An 18,016-nucleotide genomic window follows, 5' to 3' on the forward strand; every position below is an offset into this window, starting at 1 on the left:
TGAAAAAGGTCTCTTTATGAGGCCTTTTTCTAGGTTTTACAAGAAATTAAGTAGTTAATATTATTTTAAGATAGACTTTATATTATTTATAAAATAAGAAATAAATATTAGGGAGGCTTTTTATGTTTACAATAGAAATTATTAAAGCTATTGTATTAGGGGTCGTTGAAGGCTTAACAGAATGGCTACCAGTCAGCAGTACAGGTCATATGATTTTGGTAGACGAATTTATGCGCCTTAATGTAAGTAAAGAATTTATGGATATGTTCCTTGTAGTTATCCAATTAGGCGCAATTTTAGCTGTAGTTGTTTTAAACTTTGATAGATTAAACCCTTTTTCACGTAGAAAAACATATTTGAAGAAAAGACAAACAATATCCTTATGGGGAAAAGTTATTGTAGGTTGTATACCAGCGGCTGTAATTGGACTGGCGTTAAATGATTTCATGGAAGAACATTTCATGAATGCTTACGTTGTAGCAGCTATGCTCATTTTATATGGCGTGTTATTTATCGTTGTTGAAAATTACAATAAACACCGTCGTCCAACAATAACAGATGTCGATAATCTTGATTATAAAACAGCATTGATAATAGGCTTTTTCCAAGTACTTTCTTTAGTACCAGGAACATCTCGTTCAGGTTCTACAATCTTAGGTGGTATTTTATTCGGTACAAGTCGTATTGTAGCTACAGAATATACATTTTTCTTAGCTATTCCAGTAATGTTTGGTGCAAGTGCATTAAAATTATTTAAATTTGGTTTAGCTTTTTCATTTGAAGAAACTATATTGCTTTTAGTTGGTATGGTAGTTGCATTTATCGTATCTATCATTTCTATTAAATTCTTACTTCGTTATGTAAGAACAAATGACTTTAAAGCATTTGGTTGGTATCGTATTATTGTAGGTATTTTAGTTCTCATTTTTATCTATATTTAAAATCTAAGTAAAAAAGAGTTTTGCTTTTGCAAAACTCTTTTTTTATTATTTATATGAAAAACCTTTACCATTTACCTCAGAAGCATTAGAAATTATAAAAAAGGATTTTGCATCTGATTTTAAGGCAATTTCTTTTACTTTACTCAATTGTGTAAGCGTGATTACTACATAGAGAATTCTTTTTTTAGTGTGAGTATAACCACCTTCACCCTCAATAAAAGTAACACCGCGACCGAGTTCATTCATGATATGTTCAGCGATTTCTTCTGATTTATCTGAAACAATCATTATAGATTTTCGTTTATTAAAACCAGTAACGATGCGGTTATCTACTTCGCCCATGATGTACATATAAATCAAAGTATAAATAGCTGCCTCAAAACTGAATAAGACCAATCCGCATAAAACAATGAGACAATTTAAAGCAAAAATCATCGTGCCGATATTATAAGAATAAAGTTTTCGAATTAATGCTGCTACTACATCGGCACCGCCTGTATTAGCACTAGCACGTAGTATTAAACCAAAACCGATACCTGAAACAACGCCTGCTACAATAGCAGAAAGCATAGGATTGTTATGTAGTGGCGTCAAAGGTGTTAAAAAAGAAGTCAAGTCAATAAAGGTTGAATATAAAAATGTGCCTAATATGGTATTGATAAAATAGATTTTACCAAAGAAATGATAAGCGATATATAAAATTGGTATATTGAAGACAATATTTTGTATACCAATTGGCAGGTCAAAAAGATAATGAAAAATAATAGCTATACCAGTTATTCCACCAGATAAAAAATGGTTTGGTATTAGAAATAAATTACAGGAGATAGCTGATATAAGTGCACCAATTACAATCATAGAATATTGTAAAAAATATTTTTTCATATAGTAAATACCTCTAGAATAATTAGTCTTCAACTATTATACATGATATGTTTTTTTAGGCAACTATTTTTTTAAAAATTTTTTTGAAATATAAATAAAAATAGTTACAGAAAAGATTTCTGTAACTACTATATGTTAGGGGTTTTATTATAATTTCTTAATGCCTTTTACATCTAAATCCATACCATGCCAATCTTTATCTACTTCAGCAAGAATTTGAACAGGTACGTTGAGTTCTAAATTGAACCAGCAATCATCATCAACTTCTACATTCATTTCAGTTCCATTGTTGTCTTGGAATGTGAAGATATCATCGTAAACGTGTTTTGTGAATTGACCTTCAATTAATACACGTTGGTCATCATAAGAATTTTTTTGAATTTCAGCAATTGTAGTTGGCTGTATATTGCCAGAATTATGTCTAGCAGCAAATACAGCAGCACTGCCTACTACACAGATGATTAAAACACTTAAAATAGCGATGAGTAATTTTTTCATAAAGGTAACCTCCATATATTATATATTATTTATTATTACAATTTTGTTTTTTATTTTAGTATGGTAACTACAACATCTTACACTTATATAATAAACAATTATTATTAAAGAAAAATTACAATTAAATTAAAATTTGATTAAAAATACAGAATAGTACTTTTTATTTGTCGAAAAAAATGTTTTCATATAAGTAGATAAATCTTTAAGGAGGAGTTGCAATGACAAAAATATTTATAGTAGAAGATGAAAGACGCATTGCTCGTTTTTTGCAGATGGAACTAGAGCATGAAGGCTTTGCTACAGCAAGTGAAAGTAACGGGTTACGTGCATATGAACGAATCATACAAGAAGATTACGATTTAGTATTATTAGATATAATGTTGCCAGAGATGGACGGGCTTACTATTTGTAAAAATGTACGAAAAATATCTGATATTCCTATTATAATGCTCACAGCTAAAGATGAAATCAGTGATAAAGTAACAGGGCTTGATATTGGTGCAGATGATTATATAACAAAGCCTTTTGCTATACAGGAACTTTTAGCACGAATTCGCGTAGCATTGCGCAAACATAATAATACAGCTAAGCAAGAAGAAGCTGCTACCTTTGTTTTTAAGAATATAATTGTTTATTTAGACCGCCATGAAGTTACTGTAAATGGTAAATTGGTAGAACTTACGAAAAAAGAATACGATTTATTATTGTATATGTTACAAAATCATGACCATGTATTATCGCGTGAACAGATTTTGCAGTTCATATGGGGTTATGAATACATGGGCGATACGAATGTTGTAGATGTATATATCAGATATTTGCGTTCTAAAATTGATGATGAATTTAAGGAAAAATACATTCATACGGTAAGAGGAATTGGTTATGTTATCAAAACTTAAACAGTATATAAAAGAACACATTCATCTTCGTTTGAGATATATGCCTATTTCATTGAAATTAGCGTTTATTTATAGCATTATGTTGTCAATGATACTCATAATAACATTAAGTGCTACTTTAGTTGGCATTCATTATGTACTGTATCATGAAGCGGAAATTTCAATCACGCTTTCAGCAAATTTTGTAGAGAAAAAAGCTAATGAAAAAGGGCTAGAAGAGATTATTAAAGATGTGGAAAAATCATCATTAATTCCAGGTGTAGTAATGCGCATAACGGACAAGGATAATAATGTGATTTACGACAGCATGCCGATGTATATTTCAAATGATAAGGTACAGAATAATTTGCAATTACAAACGCAAAGTCCTAGTTTCGGTGATTACATTCGCAATGCACTATTGCCTGAGAACTTAAAGTTTATTAATTTTAGGCATTTTTGGATATTCTACACCCAAAGAACGATTGAAAAAGATGATAATGTATATACCCTGCATTTTTTGCGTACGATAACGGCTGAAAAGGTTTTCTTAGAAGAGCTTTCTGAAACAATTTTATATGTTGGTCTTGTTGGTGTGTTGATTTCTATAATCTGCGGTTTTCTGCTTAGTAGAAAATTATTAAAACCGCTCAGCGATATAACTAAAAAAGTTAAAGATATAGAAATTCAGGACTTAAATAAGCGGATAGAAGTGCCACCAACGCATGATGAAATTGAAGAACTCGCTAATACGTTTAATTTAATGTTAGAGAGATTGCAAAAGGGCTTTGAACAGCAAAGACAATTCGTTTCCGATGCTTCGCATGAACTCAGAACGCCAGCCACTGTAATTTGTGGTTATTCAGATATGTTGGCACGTTGGGGCAAAGATGACCCGCAAACGGCTGATGAATGTATAACAGCAATTCATTCTGAAGCTATAAATATGCAACGCTTGATTGAAAAATTATTATTTTTGGCACGCGCTGACCAAAAAAGACAGGTATTGCATAAAGAATCAATTAGCATGAAACCACTTATTGCAGATATCGCTAAAGATACTCAACTTATAGCACCACAACACAGTGTGACTTGTAGCTTAAATGAAGATGGGTATATTTTTGCTGACCCATTGTGTATGCGACAAATGTTGCGTATCTTTTTAGATAATAGTATAAAATATACACCAGATGGCGGGAAAATAGAGATTTCTTCGCATAATGATGGCAATAAGATGATTGTAAAAATATCTGATAATGGTATCGGTATTGGTAAAGAAGAACAAAAGAAAATATTTGAACGTTTTTATCGTGTTGATGCAGCCAGAACTAAAAACGGTGTAGGCGGTACGGGACTTGGGCTTTCTATTGCAGAATGGATTGCACAAGCACATGATATTGAAATAAAATTAGATAGTGAACTGGAAAAGGGAACGACGATAACTTTATTCATACCGCTTGATTTTGGCTGATAGTAATAGCTCATTATGGATTTTAGTACAAAACTCATGAAAAAATATGTACTAATTGAACATAATGAGCTATAATTTTTTTTATAACATTTATTAAGATAAAAAGAAGGGATTTTTTTTATGTTAGATTTACATAATTTATTAGTTTGTCATCATTTATTAGATGATAAAACTATTGAAGATTTTAATAAACTTATGGGAGGCGCAAGTGTAAATAAAGGAAAACTTGCAGCACAGTTTATTGAGCAAGCAGAAAAATTAGGTTTATCTGGAAACATCATTAAAGTATATATCTTATATATGTTAGCCCATAAAAATAATTGTGTATCCTATGCGGTAGAAAGCTCTGGTGGCAAAATCGGTACAAGTTTATACAAAGCTTTTTGCCACGATATTGATATATTGAGTAAATTACTCGTATTAAAACCAAGTATAGTATTAGGCTGTGAATATTTAGATGATTATGAGCCAACTGTTAAAAATGTATCAGCTGCTTTTAAAACATTAGAAGAAAATTTACTTACAGCAAAAACTGTAGAAGAAAAAGCTGATGCTTTCATTGAATATTATCGTACTTATGGCAGCGGTGATATGGCAGATTATAGAGCTTTCCGTTGGAGTAATAGCGATGAAGAATTAGTCGGCATTAAGTATTTTGAAGCAATGAGTCTTGATGAACTCATCGGTTATGAACAGCAAAAACAGCAGTTGAATGATAATACATTGGCATTTGTAGAAGGCAAACCAGCTAATAATGTACTTTTAGTAGGCGCTAGAGGTACTGGTAAATCTTCTGGTGTAAAAGCTGTAGTAAATTCATTTTTTGATAAAGGTTTGCGTCTTGTACAGTTGACTAAAGACCAACTTATAGCACTTCCTATAATCATGGAAAGACTCAGAACATACAGCAGTAAAAAATTCATCATATTCTTAGATGATTTATCTTTTGAAGAATTTGAAGTGGAATATAAATATTTAAAATCTGCAATCGAAGGTGGAGCATCTGCTAAACCTGAAAATGTACTCATTTATGCTACATCTAATCGCCGTCATTTGATAAAAGAAAGTTATAAAAATCGTGGCGTAGATGATGATGATATGCATCGCAATGATACGCTCAATGAAACGATTTCCTTGTCAGACCGCTTTGGTCTTATCATCAATTATTTAAGTCCAAATCAACAGGAATATTTAGATATCGTTGATGGTTTATTGCGTCAACACGGTGTAGTTTTAGATAAAGAAGAATTGCGCATAAAAGCAGGTGCATGGGCACAAGAACATTCTGGTCGTTCAGGTAGAATTGCACAACAATTTGTAACGTATTATTTAGGACAGATTTATAATAAATAAAAGATAAAAAGGACAAAAGAGAAGACTTATTGCTTTTAGCAATAAGTCTTTTTTTGAAAACAGGCAATGAATAAGAATTTAATAGATTTTGTAAGTTTAAATAAACAAAGTAAAAAACCATTATATGTACAGCTTTATGATGAGATTGCTGAAAAAATAAAATGCAAAACATTATCTGCTGGTTATAAATTGCCACCGGTACGCATTTTAGCGCAACAACTAAATATAAATAACGGCACTGTCGTGAGTGCGTATAGAGAATTGGAAAAAAACGGCTATATTTTCACGCGCCGTGGCAGTGGCAGTTATGTAGCTGAGCAAATGAATACAATTAGCTCGGAAGTTGATGAGAAAAAAGATGTATTGATTGATTTAGCAGAGGAAGTAAATGCAGAAAATATCCCAACTGATGTAATCAATATGAGCAGTGTATCTTTAAATCCAGAGATGATTTCTATGGAAATCTTTCAAAAGGCAATAGATGAAATTTTAAAAAGAGATAAAGGATATGCATTTACGTATCAAGATAGTAAGGGGTATTTGCCACTTAGACAATCCATTGTGCAATCTTTAGCGCAAAAGAAGATAAATACGACACAGCAAAATGTGCAGATAATATCAGGGGCACAGCAGGGAATAGATATTGTAGCGCGTGCTTTATTAAAACACGGAGATATCGTTTTTGTAGAAAGTCCGACATATCCAGGTGCAATGGCGGCTTTTCGTTCATGTGGAGCAAAGATTATAGATATAAAACTCACAAAAGAAGGAATTGATTTAGCAGACCTAGAAAATAAATTAAAGCTATTTAAACCGCGTCTTATATATGTGATGCCAAATGTGCAAAATCCTACAGGGATTTCTTATAGTAAATACGTTCGCCATAGACTCATGGGATTGGCACGGTATCATGATGTATATATATTGGAAGACGATTATATCGGTGGTCTGTATTATAGCAAAAATGAAATGTTACCGCTTAAAACGTATGATACAGATGATAGGGTAATTTACATTCGCACTTTATCAAAAGTTTTTATGCCTGGGCTTCGTTTAGCGTATTTGATTGTGCCTTCAGATTTAGCGCAAAGATTATTAAATGTAAAATACATTTCAGATATTGCAACCTCAGGACTTACACAGCGAATTTTTGATTATTATTTGCGTGAAGGATTATGGCAAAAACATTTAAATTCTATTCGCAGTATTTATAAAACTAAATTTGATTTCATTTTAAAGATGATGAAAAAATATTTGCCAAAGGATATTTCATATATAAAACCTACAGGGGGATTATCTGTTTGGCTTAATTTACCAGAAAGACTTCTAGCTGATGATGTGATTGAGAATGCTAAAAAACAAGGGGTGATAATTTCAAATGGTGCACCGTTTTTTGTGCGAAGAGCACCCCATAGACAATTGCGCATAAGTTTTGCTGTATTGTCTTTGGCAGAAATAAAAACGGGAATAAAGATTTTGGCAGAGATAATGAAATAGGGGGAGTTTTGATGAAAATTGGGATTGCTGGAAATGGCAAAATTGTAAGAGAGATGATAGGTGCTGCTAAAACTGTAGCAGGCATATCAATTGAAGCTATTTGTTCTAGAGCGCAAAGCAAGGCAAAAGCAGAAAAAATCGCTCAAGAATGTAATATTAGCAAGGTTTATACAGATTATCAAAAAATGTTATCGGATAGCGATATCGATTTTATCTATGTAGCAGTTTCAAATAATGTGCATTATCAATATACTAAGCAAGCTTTAGAAGCTGGAAAAAATGTTATTTGCGAAAAACCTTTTACAGTGAAAGCAAGCGAAACAGAAGAATTAATACAGATAGCGAAAGATAAGCATTTATTTTTATTTGAAGCGATTACTGTTATTTATGCGCCGAATTATCAATATATAAAGGATAATTTGAAAGAAATTGGCACACTTCATTATGTACATGCCAATTATGCACAGTATTCTAGTCGTTACGATAAATATTTAAATAAAGAAGTAACACCAGCTTTCAGTCCAGAAAGTGCTGGCGGAGCATTGTATGATTTAAATATTTATAATTTGCATTTTATTGTAGGTATATTCGGTATGCCTAAAAATATAATTTATCGTGCAAACTTAGGCTTTAATGGCATAGATACTTCTGGCACGGCACTATTGGATTATGATGGATTTACAGTAGTATGTAGTGCAGCTAAAGATTCTGAAAGCGTAAGCGGAATTGTTTTCCAAGGCGAAAAAGGATATATGCGTTTAGAAGGTGCAACAAATGAATGTGCGCTGATAAGGGTAAACAAAAAAGGCGAAACAGAAAAAATCGTTAGTAAAGAACGGTACAATCATCGCATGATAAATGAATTCATTGCATTTGAGCAGATGTTCAAACAACAAGATTATAAAACATGCTATGAAAACTTAGACCATTCCATGATGGTGATGAAAGTATTAGAACAAGCACGTGAAAGTGGAAATTTAGAGTTTTAAGTAAAAAAGCTTCCAGTACAAATTGTATTGGAAGCTTTTTATATTATATCGATACAGGAATATTTTTAGTTTGTTATTAATAAGTAACTTTTTGCTACGTTTGTGTAGATAAGTATAGAAATTGTAATGCAAATCTTTTGTATTTTGATGGGTATATATAAATTATCAAGACTTTTATTAAAATTTCATTAAAAAATTTATAATCATGCCAGATTTTTAAAATTATAGAGGATATACATATATATAGATAAGTTTTTTTATAAAGAAAGGTTGATTGTTTATGAATAAAGTATCTATTAAAAATAATGTTTATGTTGTTGCGAAGGTTTCAAGCAAGTATAAGAACAAACTAGATTATTACTTGATTATTCCAGGAAGAGGATATGAATATGCTTTTACAAAAAACTATAGAAAAAGTTGTTATATTTTTTGTAAATCTCCAATTTTACTTAACAAAGTATTGTACAACAGAAGTCATAATATACCTTTAATGGTTTTAAAGAAATATTTTCATCATAATATGTCATATCTCATTGATTGTTTAGAATTAGATGATTTTGTCTTGAAACGAGGTGCAAAAAATAAGTATCATAAAGCAGCTTAGATTTTTATAAATTAATAAAATTTATGTGGTGCTTGTTTTATCAAGTACCACATAAAAATATATAAAGGAATTGTGTTATAAAAAATAGAAAATATACTATTAAAATTGATATAAGATTTTGTTGTTAAATTTAAATAAGGCGGTGTAATTATGGTTAAAAACATAGTTTTATTTATAATGAGTTTATATCGTGATGATAGTATTGAGAAAGAATACACAGATGATAGTAATTTATTTAAGGCTAGTTGTAAACACACTAATGAAACAGCATTGAAATATATAGCATGGAAATTAAATCAAGAACAGCAACAGATAGATGAGATATATGCTTTTATTTCTGAACAAGTGCGAGAAACATCTTTAGATAAATTTAAAGAACTCATACAAGATGAATATTATAAAGATAAAATAATTGATGTACCGCTTTATAACAATGGAGAAATGAAAGGCTCTTTTAAAAGTATATCTGAAATGTTTGATAAATTGCAGGCTTATAAAGAAAAAAATCCTGATGATACAGTAGTTATCCATGTAGATATGACTGGTGGTTTAAGACATGCTTCAATGTTGATGTTGGCATTGATTAGAATGTTGAAATATATAGGTATGGAGCTTGGATTGGTGCTGTATGTTAATTTCAATACTGCAAAGATAGAAAATGCTAGTGATATCATGGATATGTTTACATTACTAGGTGGAGCAGAAGAATTTAATTCATTTGGTAGTGTAAATCAAATTCAAAATTATTTTGACAAGTTAAATAGTAAAAAATTAAGAACAAGTTCTTCAGCGCTTGAATTACTATTAGAAGAGATGAGAGATTTTTCAGAAGCGATAAAAGTTTGTACGAATTATAAAGATATGACAAATGTATTATCTTTATTGAATGATTCTCTGAAAATTTATAAAAGAATAATAAAATCGAAAAGTAATAGATTAAGTGAACAAGAGTTATTTTTTGCAAAGTTGATATTAGTGATAGAGAAAACGTACGCGGATATATTGCCTAAAGATAACAAGCCTAGTAGTGTACCTGCTATTATAAAATGGTGTGCTAAAAGAGATTTTTTACAAGCAGCGATAACTTTTTATACAGAATGGATACCAGTATATTTAATTGAAAATAAATTAGTAATAATAAAAGATGCTTCTATTGAAGAAGAATGTAGAAAAAATAAAGCTTGGTCGAATTGGCAAGTCAGTTTTTTTAAAAATTATAGAATGTCTCAGTCGTCGCAAATAAAGTTGGAAGATGTTGAAGAATATGAATTGACATATAGTACAGTTAGAGGTTTGATAGAAAGTGATTTATCCGCAAATAAAATTTTGGGAAAGGTAAAAGACAAAAATAAAAAATTCAGTGATTTTTTAAAGGAAACAATTGATTTTATAAAGAAAACAACTCGTTATCGTTTTTATAAAGCAGTTGTTAATTTATCCAACAATAGTATATTAAAACAGATTTTAAGAGAAAGTATGCCAAAAAATGAAAATGATTTTGAAGTATATTTAACAAGAAGACTTATAAAAGAAAACAGTAATTTGGAAGCAGTTGTTTTAAATTCTGTTAAAGGGATAGAAAAAAATAGAGTGAGAGAAATTTTTGATTTAAAAGAAGATAAGAAATTAACTACTGTAGAAAAATCAAAGGAACGAAGAGAAATGTTTAAGGAGATGTTAGAAAAAAATATCATAGAAACGAAATTACCTAAAGAACGATTATTACAATTTGTAGAAGAATATTCTAATTATGTTAATGATTGGCGTAATCAAGTTAGTCATGCTAATAGTTTGGCAGCTAGTCGGGAAAGTAATTTTGATATAGCGCAGGCAATAATCAATAGTGTTAATTTAATAGATGAAAAATTTTAATAAAAAAAACGGCATGATATCATTTTTCATGCCGTTTTTTTGTAAAAATAGGTGATAGATATAATATAACGATGATGAGGTGATATTTATGAAAAAATATGTAATGATAATAGTATGCCTTTTATGTAGTTTATGGTGGGCAGTGGCATCAGCGCAATCAGTAAATGTATCTGGTCATGGTATGAATTATGATGAAGCAGAAAGAGACGCACTTAGAAATGCGATAGAGCAAGCAGTTGGTACTATGGTAGATTCGACTGCATTAGTTAAAAATGGCATCTTACTTAATGATGAGATTTATAAATTTTCTAAAGGTTATATCACTAATTATCAAGTGATAGATAAAAGATGGCTTGAAGATGGTTTGTATGAAGTTAATATTTTAGCTGATGTGGATACAAATCCTAATTCTAAATTGATGAATGAGCTTACAAGATTGGGTATAATTAATCGTCAACTTCGTGACCCAAAGATTGCGGTTATAATTCCTGAATATCATATCAGAGCAAAAATTCCTGACCCTGCTGGTGAAACGGCTGTAATCAATAAATTGATAGAAGCTGGATTTAGTAGAATAGTGTATGCAGAAGGTATGAGAGATACTATTGGTAAGCTAGATTATTTGACAAATCAAGATATGCAAAATATCGCTAATAATTTAAATGTAGATATATTAGTAGTAGGTGAAGCCTTTAGTGAAGGTGTTGGTGATGTAAGTAAATTTATTGGTAATGGCAGAGGGAGAAATACAGGGATTTTATCATGCAATGCTCGTTTAGAAGCTAAAATCTTTATAGCAAAAACAGGACAAATAATTTCTGCTAATGGCACTTATGGCAAAGCTGCTGATGTAACAGAATTTATAGCAGGGAAAAAAGCATTGAATAATGCTGGTGAAAAAATGGGAGATTATATTGTAGAAAAGCTTTTAAATTATGGTAGTGGGAATAAACAAAATATAGAACTAAAAGTTATAACCACTGATTATAATAAAGTGAATATGGTAAATAATGCTTTACAAAATATTCGAGGAGTAAATTCAGCAAGGGTAAATAGTTATGATGAAGGTACAGCAACTATTGATATAAAATATTCAGGAACACCACAGAATATTTATAATCAGTTAATTCAAAATATAAATTGCAATCTTAAACTGCAACAAATTACGTATAATACTTTAACGATAGTAGTATATTAAGTTTTATTTGCCAGCCGAAAAAGTAAAAAACCTATAATATCAAGCATTAAAAAAGATAGACATAAAACTGAAATCGGCTGGTAAGATTTCTATTAAAGATTGAAAAATAAGGATATATAAGCTATAATGAAGAAAAAGAATATTGATTTTACTGCGGTTAAGCATTAACATTGTACGGTCTCACTTAGTTGTTCCTAAAATAGAAACAGAAAAAATTACTGCGTTAAGCATTAACATTGTACGGTCTCACTTTAATATAGCGCTTCTTATTTTTACGCTCTCTATTAAGTTAAGCATTAACATTGTACGGTCTCACTTTTAGATATAGAAAAGCAGGATATGGATTTAACGAGTTAAGCATTAACATTGTACGGTCTCGCTAAGGCAAACAAACATATTAAGACACATAAAGTCTTGTTAAGCATTAACATTGTACGGTCGCCTTCTATTTTATCTTGATACTTTAATTGTGGCTTTAGTTAAGTATTAATATTGTACAATGTGATTTGGGTTGTAGAATTATGCTAAATGTATTTATGATGAATTATTGATTAATATTAACAAGTGATGCTTAGCAGTAAAATGAAAGAAGACATAACTTAGATTAAAGTTATGTCTTTTTTTTATAAAAATTTTTAAAAACCGTGCCGAATTTTGGAAAAAGTAGGTGATATATAAAATAGAGACTAAAGAGGGTGATGAAAAAAAAATAAATATTTAAAGGTAAACTAAAATTTTGTGATTAAGATTGGAGTTAGTATTATGAAAAACAAAGCAAATGAAATCAAAACAAAAATTTGTATTCCAAAGGGATTTTTTGGCGGAAATTGCTCAGGTTGTCGGTATTGGGAAGAATACAATAGAGACTCAAGTGGCAGAGCATTTTGTAGTTATTATGATGATTGGTATTATCCATCAGAAAGACGAGGTTGCTTTGCTCGGAAGGAATAAAAGAAGATGAGTTTTTGCCAGCCGAAAAAGTAAAAAGCCTATAATATTAAATATTAAATAGGCAGAAAACTGAAATCGGCTGGTAAGATTTCTATTAAAGATTGAAAAATAAGGATATATAAGCTATAATGAAAAAAAGAATATTGATTTTACTGCGGTTAAGCATTAACATTGTACGGTCTCGTCCGCGTTGGGTAAATAATAAGATAATCTTCAATAGTGTCGAGTTAAGCATTAACATTGTACGGTCTCGTCCGCGTTGGGTAAATAATAAGATAATCTTCAATAGTGTCGAGTTAAGCATTAACATTGTACGGTCTCGTCCAATGGAAAGTCAGCAGCAGATGTATCTGGGACTACGTTAAGCATTAACATTGTACGGTCTCGTCCGAAACATTTAAATGTAGCTATAAAATAGAAATTCTTGTTAAGCATTAACATTGTACGGTCTCGTCCGAACATCTAGAACCTTGATGGTAGTAGCTATGCATTTGAGTTAAGCATTAGCATTGTATGGTTTCGCGCCTTCTGGTAGCTTTGTTTTAACAAATACGCTAAGCATTAACAATGTATAATGTAATTTAGATTGTAGAATAATGCTAAATGTATTTATGGTGAATTTTTGATTAATATTAACAAGTGATGCTTAGCAGTAAAATGAAAGAAGACATAACTTAGATTAAAAGTTATGTCTTTTTTTATAAAAATTTTTAAAAACCGTGCCGAATTTTGGAAAAAGCAGGAGATATAATATATAGAATAGATATTAAAGAGGGCGATGAAAAAATAAATAAATATTAAATTTAAAGGTAAACTAAAATTTTGTGATTAAGATTGGAGCTAGTATTATGAAAAACAAAGTAAATGAAATTAAAACAAAAATTTGTATTCCAAAAGGATTTTTCGGTGGGAATTGTTCAAATTGTATTTATTGGGAAGAATACAATAGAAATTCTGATGGTAGAGCATATTGTAGTTATTATGATGATTGGTACTATCCATCAGAAAGACGAGGTTGCTTTACTTATGAAAGAAACTGGTAATAAAGTCTCTCCTTAATTAATTTTATATAGAGTTATTTGTATCCCATGAGCATAAGTTACTAAATGTAGCTTATGCTCAAAATTTTTTAAAAGCTATGCCGAATTTTGGAAAAAGCAGGAGATATAATATATAGAATAGATATTAAAGAGGGCGATAAAAAAATAAATGAATATTAAATTTAAAGGTAAACTAAAATTTTGTGATTAAGATTGGAGCTAGTATTATGAAAAACAAAGTAAATGAAATTAAAACAAAAATTTGTATTCCAAAAGGAACTTTAGGTGGAAATTGTTCAGGTTGTCGGTATTGGGAAGAATATAATAGAGACTCAAGTGGCAGAGCATTTTGTAGTTATTATGATGATTGGTATTATCCATCAGAAAGACGAGGCTGCTTTGCTCGGAAGGAATAAAAGAAGATGAGTTTTGCCAGCCGAAAAAGTAAAAAGTCTATAATATTAAATATTAAAAAAGATAGACATAAAACTGAAATCGGCTGGTAAGATTTCTATTAAAGATTGAAAAATAAGGATATATAATATATAATGAAGAAAAAGAACATTGATTTTATTGCAGTTAAGCATTAACATTGTACGGTCTCGCGTTTGATAATTAAATGTTTGATAATTAATTATAGAAAAACCATGATAAACCTGTTAAGTATTAACATTGTACGGTCTCGTGTTTGAATCAGATTGCCTTTTACATAAATGGCACTATATTAAGCATTAACATTGTACGGTCTCACATGAGTTAAGTCACTTGTTTTAGATGGACTTATTATAGTTAAGTATTAATATTGTACAATGTGATTTGGGTTATAGAATTATGCTAAATGTATTTATGGTGAATTTTTGATTAATATTAACAAGTGATGCTTAGCAGTAAAATGAAAGAAAGACATAACTTAGATTAAAAGTTATGTCTTTTTTTATAAAAATTTTTAAAAACTGTGCCGAATTTTGGAAAAAGTAGGGGATATAATATATAGAATAGATATTAAAGAGGGTGATGAAAAAATAAATAAATATTAAACTTAAAGGTAAACTAAAATTTTATGATTAAGATTGGAGTTAGTATTATGAAAAACAAAGCAAATGAAATTAAAATTAAAATTTGTATTCCAAAAGGATTTTTTGGCGGAAATTGTTCAGATTGCATTCATTGGGAAGAATATAATAGAAATTCTGATGGTAGAGCATATTGCAGTTATTACGATAATTGGTACTATCCATCAGAAAGACGAGGTTGCTTTGCTTATGAAAGAAACTGGTAATAAAGTCTCTCCTTAATTAATTTTATATAGAGTTATTTGTATCCCATGAGCATAAGTTACTAAATGTAGCTTATGCTCAAAAATTTTTTAAAAACTGTGCCGAATTTTGGAAAAAGCAGGAGATATAATATATAGAATAGATATTAAAGAGGGCGATGAAAAAATAAACAAATATTAAACTTAAAGGTAAAATAAAATTTTATGATTAAGATTGGAGTTAGTATTATGAAAAACAAAGCAAATGAAATTAAAACTAAAATTTGTATTCCAAAAGGATTTTTTGGCGGAAATTGTTCAGATTGTATTCATTGGGAAGAATATAATAGAGCTTCAGATGGTAGGGCACATTGCAGTTATTACGATAATTGGTACTATCCATCAGAAAGACGAGGCTGCTTTGCTTATGAAAGAAACTGGTAATAAAATTGCCTCCTTAATTAATTTTATATAGAGTTATTTGTATCCCATGAGCATAAGTTACTAAATGTAGCTTATGCTCAAAAATCTTTTAGTGATTAGAAAGGACGTATTTTTTATGGAAAAAACAATCATTACTTTTGTATTATTAGCTATGGTAACTTTAGTTCCTGCGGTAGGCTTTGCTAGTGAAAATTCAAGTAAAGAAATAAAACATCTCAATGGTGTATCATGGGGAGAGTCATACCATGAGTTTTCTGAAAAGTATTCGATAAGACCGATATTGGAAGCTTGCGAAATAAACTTAGATAAAAAGATAAACTTATATGGTCAAGAAATGGATACAAAAGCTATTGCATATTTTAATAACGATAGATTATTTATGATGCAATATTGTTTTCCAGAAAAATTGACTGATGAAGAATTTGACAAAGTAACTAAGGTTATTACTAAAGAACTTGGTGAAGTAGTAGCAGAAGATAAAAATAAGGAAATAGGTAAAATGATAGCATGGAGAAATGATGATGAGTTAGTTGCATTAAATAAAGAAGGCATTTATTATTTAGGTTTAAGTTTATTTGATACAGATAACATTTTTTCTTTGGAAAGAATGAATGTATTAAGCGTTAAGAGATAATAAGATTGTATGAAATCATGTACTTTAGAAATATTTAATAATTTTTAGAGTACATGATTTTTTATACATAAAGATAAGATTTAAAATTTTTTATAAAATTTATATAAACTATGCCGAATTTTAGAAAAAATAGAGTATAAGTATAATAGAAAAATATAAGATTGGAGAATTTGATTATGAGAATAAAAGAAAATATCTTTAAAGAAATTGTAGAAAGTCCTGCACCACCTCCAGAAGTTGGCGGTATAATCGGTGGCAAAGAAGATATTATTACCTGTTACTTTGCAGATAAAGGTAGTAAGGAAAATTGCTATGATTCATATTATCCAAGTACAGATTTATTAAATAAACAGATAGATAAATGGCAAGATGATGGAATTGATTTTTATGGAATTTATCATACACATTTTGCTGGTGATGATGGTTTATCTAGTAGTGACCGTAGATATATTGTCAATATAATGCAAGCAATGCCATCACAAATACAGTATTTATATTTTCCTATAGTATTTAAAAATAATATGCTTATATATAAAGCTATACGTGAAAATAATATAGTGAAGATAGTTCAAGAAGATATTGAAATAATTTAAAAAAATTTACCAGCCGAAAAAGTAAAAAGCCTATAATATCAAGCATTAAAAAAATAGGCAGAAAACTGAAATCGGCTGGTAAGATTTCTATGAAAGATTGAAAAATAAGGATATATAAGATATAATGAAGAAAAAGAATATTGATTTTACTGCGGTTAAGCATTAACATTGTACGGTCTCTCCTTGCTGAAAATATAAATGAATTATTTGACCGTATGTTAAGCATTAACATTGTACGGTCTCTCCTTTATCCTTTAAATCCATTCTTAGCAGATTGAAGTAGTTAAGCATTAACATTGTACGGTCTCTCTTTCATCTCTATTCGTACACTGTAATATTGTACAATGTGATTTAGATTGTAATGTTGTGCTAAATGTATTTATGATGAATTATTGATTAATATTAACAAGTGATGCTTAGCAGTAAAATGAAAGAAAGACATAACTTAGATTAAAAGTTATGTCTTTTTTTTATAAAATTTTTTAAAAACCATGCCGAATTTTGGAAAAAGCAGAGGATATATAAAATAGAGATTAAAGATGATAATAAAAAATAAATAGGAGATAGAAAAAATATATAACATAGATAAAAAATTAAAAAACTATGCCAGATTTTAGAAAAAATGAAAGATATATATATTAAAGAATTGATGAGGTGGTAATTATGAAAACTTGGATGAAAAATTTTATTTTATCAATATTGGCTATAATAGCAGTAATTATTTTTCATGAACAAATATGGCATGGTATATTATATGTTTTAAGTTTTTTTCTAGGTTTAATAATAGATTTTGTTAGTATTTTAGTTGTAATTGGTGTCGGTATGTATATTATCTTAGATTTACTTACTTAGATAAAATTAAAATTTTTTATAAAAATTTTAGAAACTAATGCCGAATTTTAGAAAAATAAGA

The 18,016-nt window shown here is 29.5% G+C and carries 19 protein-coding genes; 17 read left to right on the plus strand and 2 right to left on the minus strand.

All coding sequences use genetic code 11. From position 1 onward, the window contains the following. The first annotated feature begins 122 nt into the window (after nucleotides 1–122). Nucleotides 123–941 (plus strand): undecaprenyl-diphosphate phosphatase, encoded by an 819-nt coding sequence (locus CKV65_RS10185; RefSeq protein ID WP_027890008.1) that lies wholly within the window; start codon nucleotides 123–125, stop codon nucleotides 939–941. Nucleotides 942–986: 45 nt separating this feature from the next. On the opposite strand, the gene CKV65_RS10190 is transcribed toward CKV65_RS10185, so the two are convergent. Then, nucleotides 987–1,826: a YitT family protein gene (locus tag CKV65_RS10190; RefSeq protein ID WP_027890009.1), complete on the minus strand. Its 840-nt coding sequence runs from the start codon at nucleotides 1,824–1,826 to the stop codon at nucleotides 987–989. A gap of 147 nt (nucleotides 1,827–1,973) precedes the next feature. After that, complete coding sequence (locus CKV65_RS10195; RefSeq protein ID WP_027890010.1) at nucleotides 1,974–2,324, minus strand: NirD/YgiW/YdeI family stress tolerance protein; 351 nt, start codon at nucleotides 2,322–2,324, stop codon at nucleotides 1,974–1,976. 218 nt (nucleotides 2,325–2,542) lie between these two features. Here CKV65_RS10195 and CKV65_RS10200 point away from each other — a divergent pair, with 218 nt between their 5' ends. From CKV65_RS10200 to CKV65_RS10270, 16 genes are all read left to right on the plus strand, one after another. Then, on the plus strand, nucleotides 2,543–3,223 hold the full coding sequence (locus CKV65_RS10200; RefSeq protein ID WP_027890011.1) for a response regulator transcription factor: 681 nt from the start codon (nucleotides 2,543–2,545) through the stop codon (nucleotides 3,221–3,223). Continuing rightward, nucleotides 3,207–4,673, plus strand: coding sequence for an ATP-binding protein (locus CKV65_RS10205; protein ID WP_027890012.1), 1,467 nt, complete (start codon nucleotides 3,207–3,209; stop codon nucleotides 4,671–4,673). Before CKV65_RS10200 ends, CKV65_RS10205 begins: the two co-directional genes overlap by 17 nt. A gap of 120 nt (nucleotides 4,674–4,793) precedes the next feature. Then, nucleotides 4,794–6,026 carry an ATP-binding protein gene (locus CKV65_RS10210; RefSeq protein WP_027890013.1) on the plus strand — a complete coding sequence of 411 codons (1,233 nt, stop codon included), beginning with the start codon at nucleotides 4,794–4,796 and terminating at the stop codon, nucleotides 6,024–6,026. Between the two features lie 66 nt (nucleotides 6,027–6,092). Further along, nucleotides 6,093–7,523: a MocR-like pyridoxine biosynthesis transcription factor PdxR gene (pdxR, locus tag CKV65_RS10215; protein WP_027890014.1), complete on the plus strand. Its 1,431-nt coding sequence runs from the start codon at nucleotides 6,093–6,095 to the stop codon at nucleotides 7,521–7,523. Between the two features lie 11 nt (nucleotides 7,524–7,534). Beyond that, nucleotides 7,535–8,512 carry a Gfo/Idh/MocA family protein gene (locus tag CKV65_RS10220; protein WP_027890015.1) on the plus strand — a complete coding sequence of 326 codons (978 nt, stop codon included), beginning with the start codon at nucleotides 7,535–7,537 and terminating at the stop codon, nucleotides 8,510–8,512. 280 nt (nucleotides 8,513–8,792) lie between these two features. Next, nucleotides 8,793–9,116 (plus strand): hypothetical protein, encoded by a 324-nt coding sequence (locus CKV65_RS10225; protein WP_027890016.1) that lies wholly within the window; start codon nucleotides 8,793–8,795, stop codon nucleotides 9,114–9,116. 150 nt (nucleotides 9,117–9,266) lie between these two features. After that, nucleotides 9,267–10,988, plus strand: coding sequence for a TM1812 family CRISPR-associated protein (locus CKV65_RS10230; protein WP_027890017.1), 1,722 nt, complete (start codon nucleotides 9,267–9,269; stop codon nucleotides 10,986–10,988). Between the two features lie 88 nt (nucleotides 10,989–11,076). Then, complete coding sequence (locus CKV65_RS10235; RefSeq protein WP_027890018.1) at nucleotides 11,077–12,186, plus strand: LPP20 family lipoprotein; 1,110 nt, start codon at nucleotides 11,077–11,079, stop codon at nucleotides 12,184–12,186. Nucleotides 12,187–12,948: 762 nt separating this feature from the next. Beyond that, a complete protein-coding gene (locus CKV65_RS10240; RefSeq protein ID WP_155909571.1) occupies nucleotides 12,949–13,137 on the plus strand; it encodes a hypothetical protein in 189 nt (62 codons plus the stop codon). An 848-nt stretch (nucleotides 13,138–13,985) separates the two neighbouring features. Beyond that, complete coding sequence (locus CKV65_RS10245) at nucleotides 13,986–14,180, plus strand: hypothetical protein (RefSeq protein ID WP_157738458.1); 195 nt, start codon at nucleotides 13,986–13,988, stop codon at nucleotides 14,178–14,180. A gap of 224 nt (nucleotides 14,181–14,404) precedes the next feature. Then, nucleotides 14,405–14,593 carry a hypothetical protein gene (locus CKV65_RS10785; RefSeq protein WP_155909598.1) on the plus strand — a complete coding sequence of 63 codons (189 nt, stop codon included), beginning with the start codon at nucleotides 14,405–14,407 and terminating at the stop codon, nucleotides 14,591–14,593. A 668-nt stretch (nucleotides 14,594–15,261) separates the two neighbouring features. After that, complete coding sequence (locus CKV65_RS10250) at nucleotides 15,262–15,456, plus strand: hypothetical protein (protein ID WP_157738459.1); 195 nt, start codon at nucleotides 15,262–15,264, stop codon at nucleotides 15,454–15,456. A gap of 225 nt (nucleotides 15,457–15,681) precedes the next feature. After that, nucleotides 15,682–15,876, plus strand: a complete 195-nt coding sequence (locus CKV65_RS10255) for a hypothetical protein (protein ID WP_155909594.1) — start codon at nucleotides 15,682–15,684, stop codon at nucleotides 15,874–15,876. A gap of 115 nt (nucleotides 15,877–15,991) precedes the next feature. Then, nucleotides 15,992–16,510 carry a hypothetical protein gene (locus CKV65_RS10260; RefSeq protein ID WP_027890687.1) on the plus strand — a complete coding sequence of 173 codons (519 nt, stop codon included), beginning with the start codon at nucleotides 15,992–15,994 and terminating at the stop codon, nucleotides 16,508–16,510. Between the two features lie 176 nt (nucleotides 16,511–16,686). Next, on the plus strand, nucleotides 16,687–17,103 hold the full coding sequence (locus CKV65_RS10265; protein WP_027890688.1) for a hypothetical protein: 417 nt from the start codon (nucleotides 16,687–16,689) through the stop codon (nucleotides 17,101–17,103). Between the two features lie 663 nt (nucleotides 17,104–17,766). Further along, on the plus strand, nucleotides 17,767–17,955 hold the full coding sequence (locus tag CKV65_RS10270) for a hypothetical protein (protein ID WP_027890670.1): 189 nt from the start codon (nucleotides 17,767–17,769) through the stop codon (nucleotides 17,953–17,955). Nucleotides 17,956–18,016: the final 61 nt, after the last annotated feature.

This window comes from Megamonas hypermegale, assembly GCF_900187035.1.
GTDB classification, from domain to species: Bacteria; Bacillota; Negativicutes; order Selenomonadales; family Selenomonadaceae; genus Megamonas; species Megamonas hypermegale.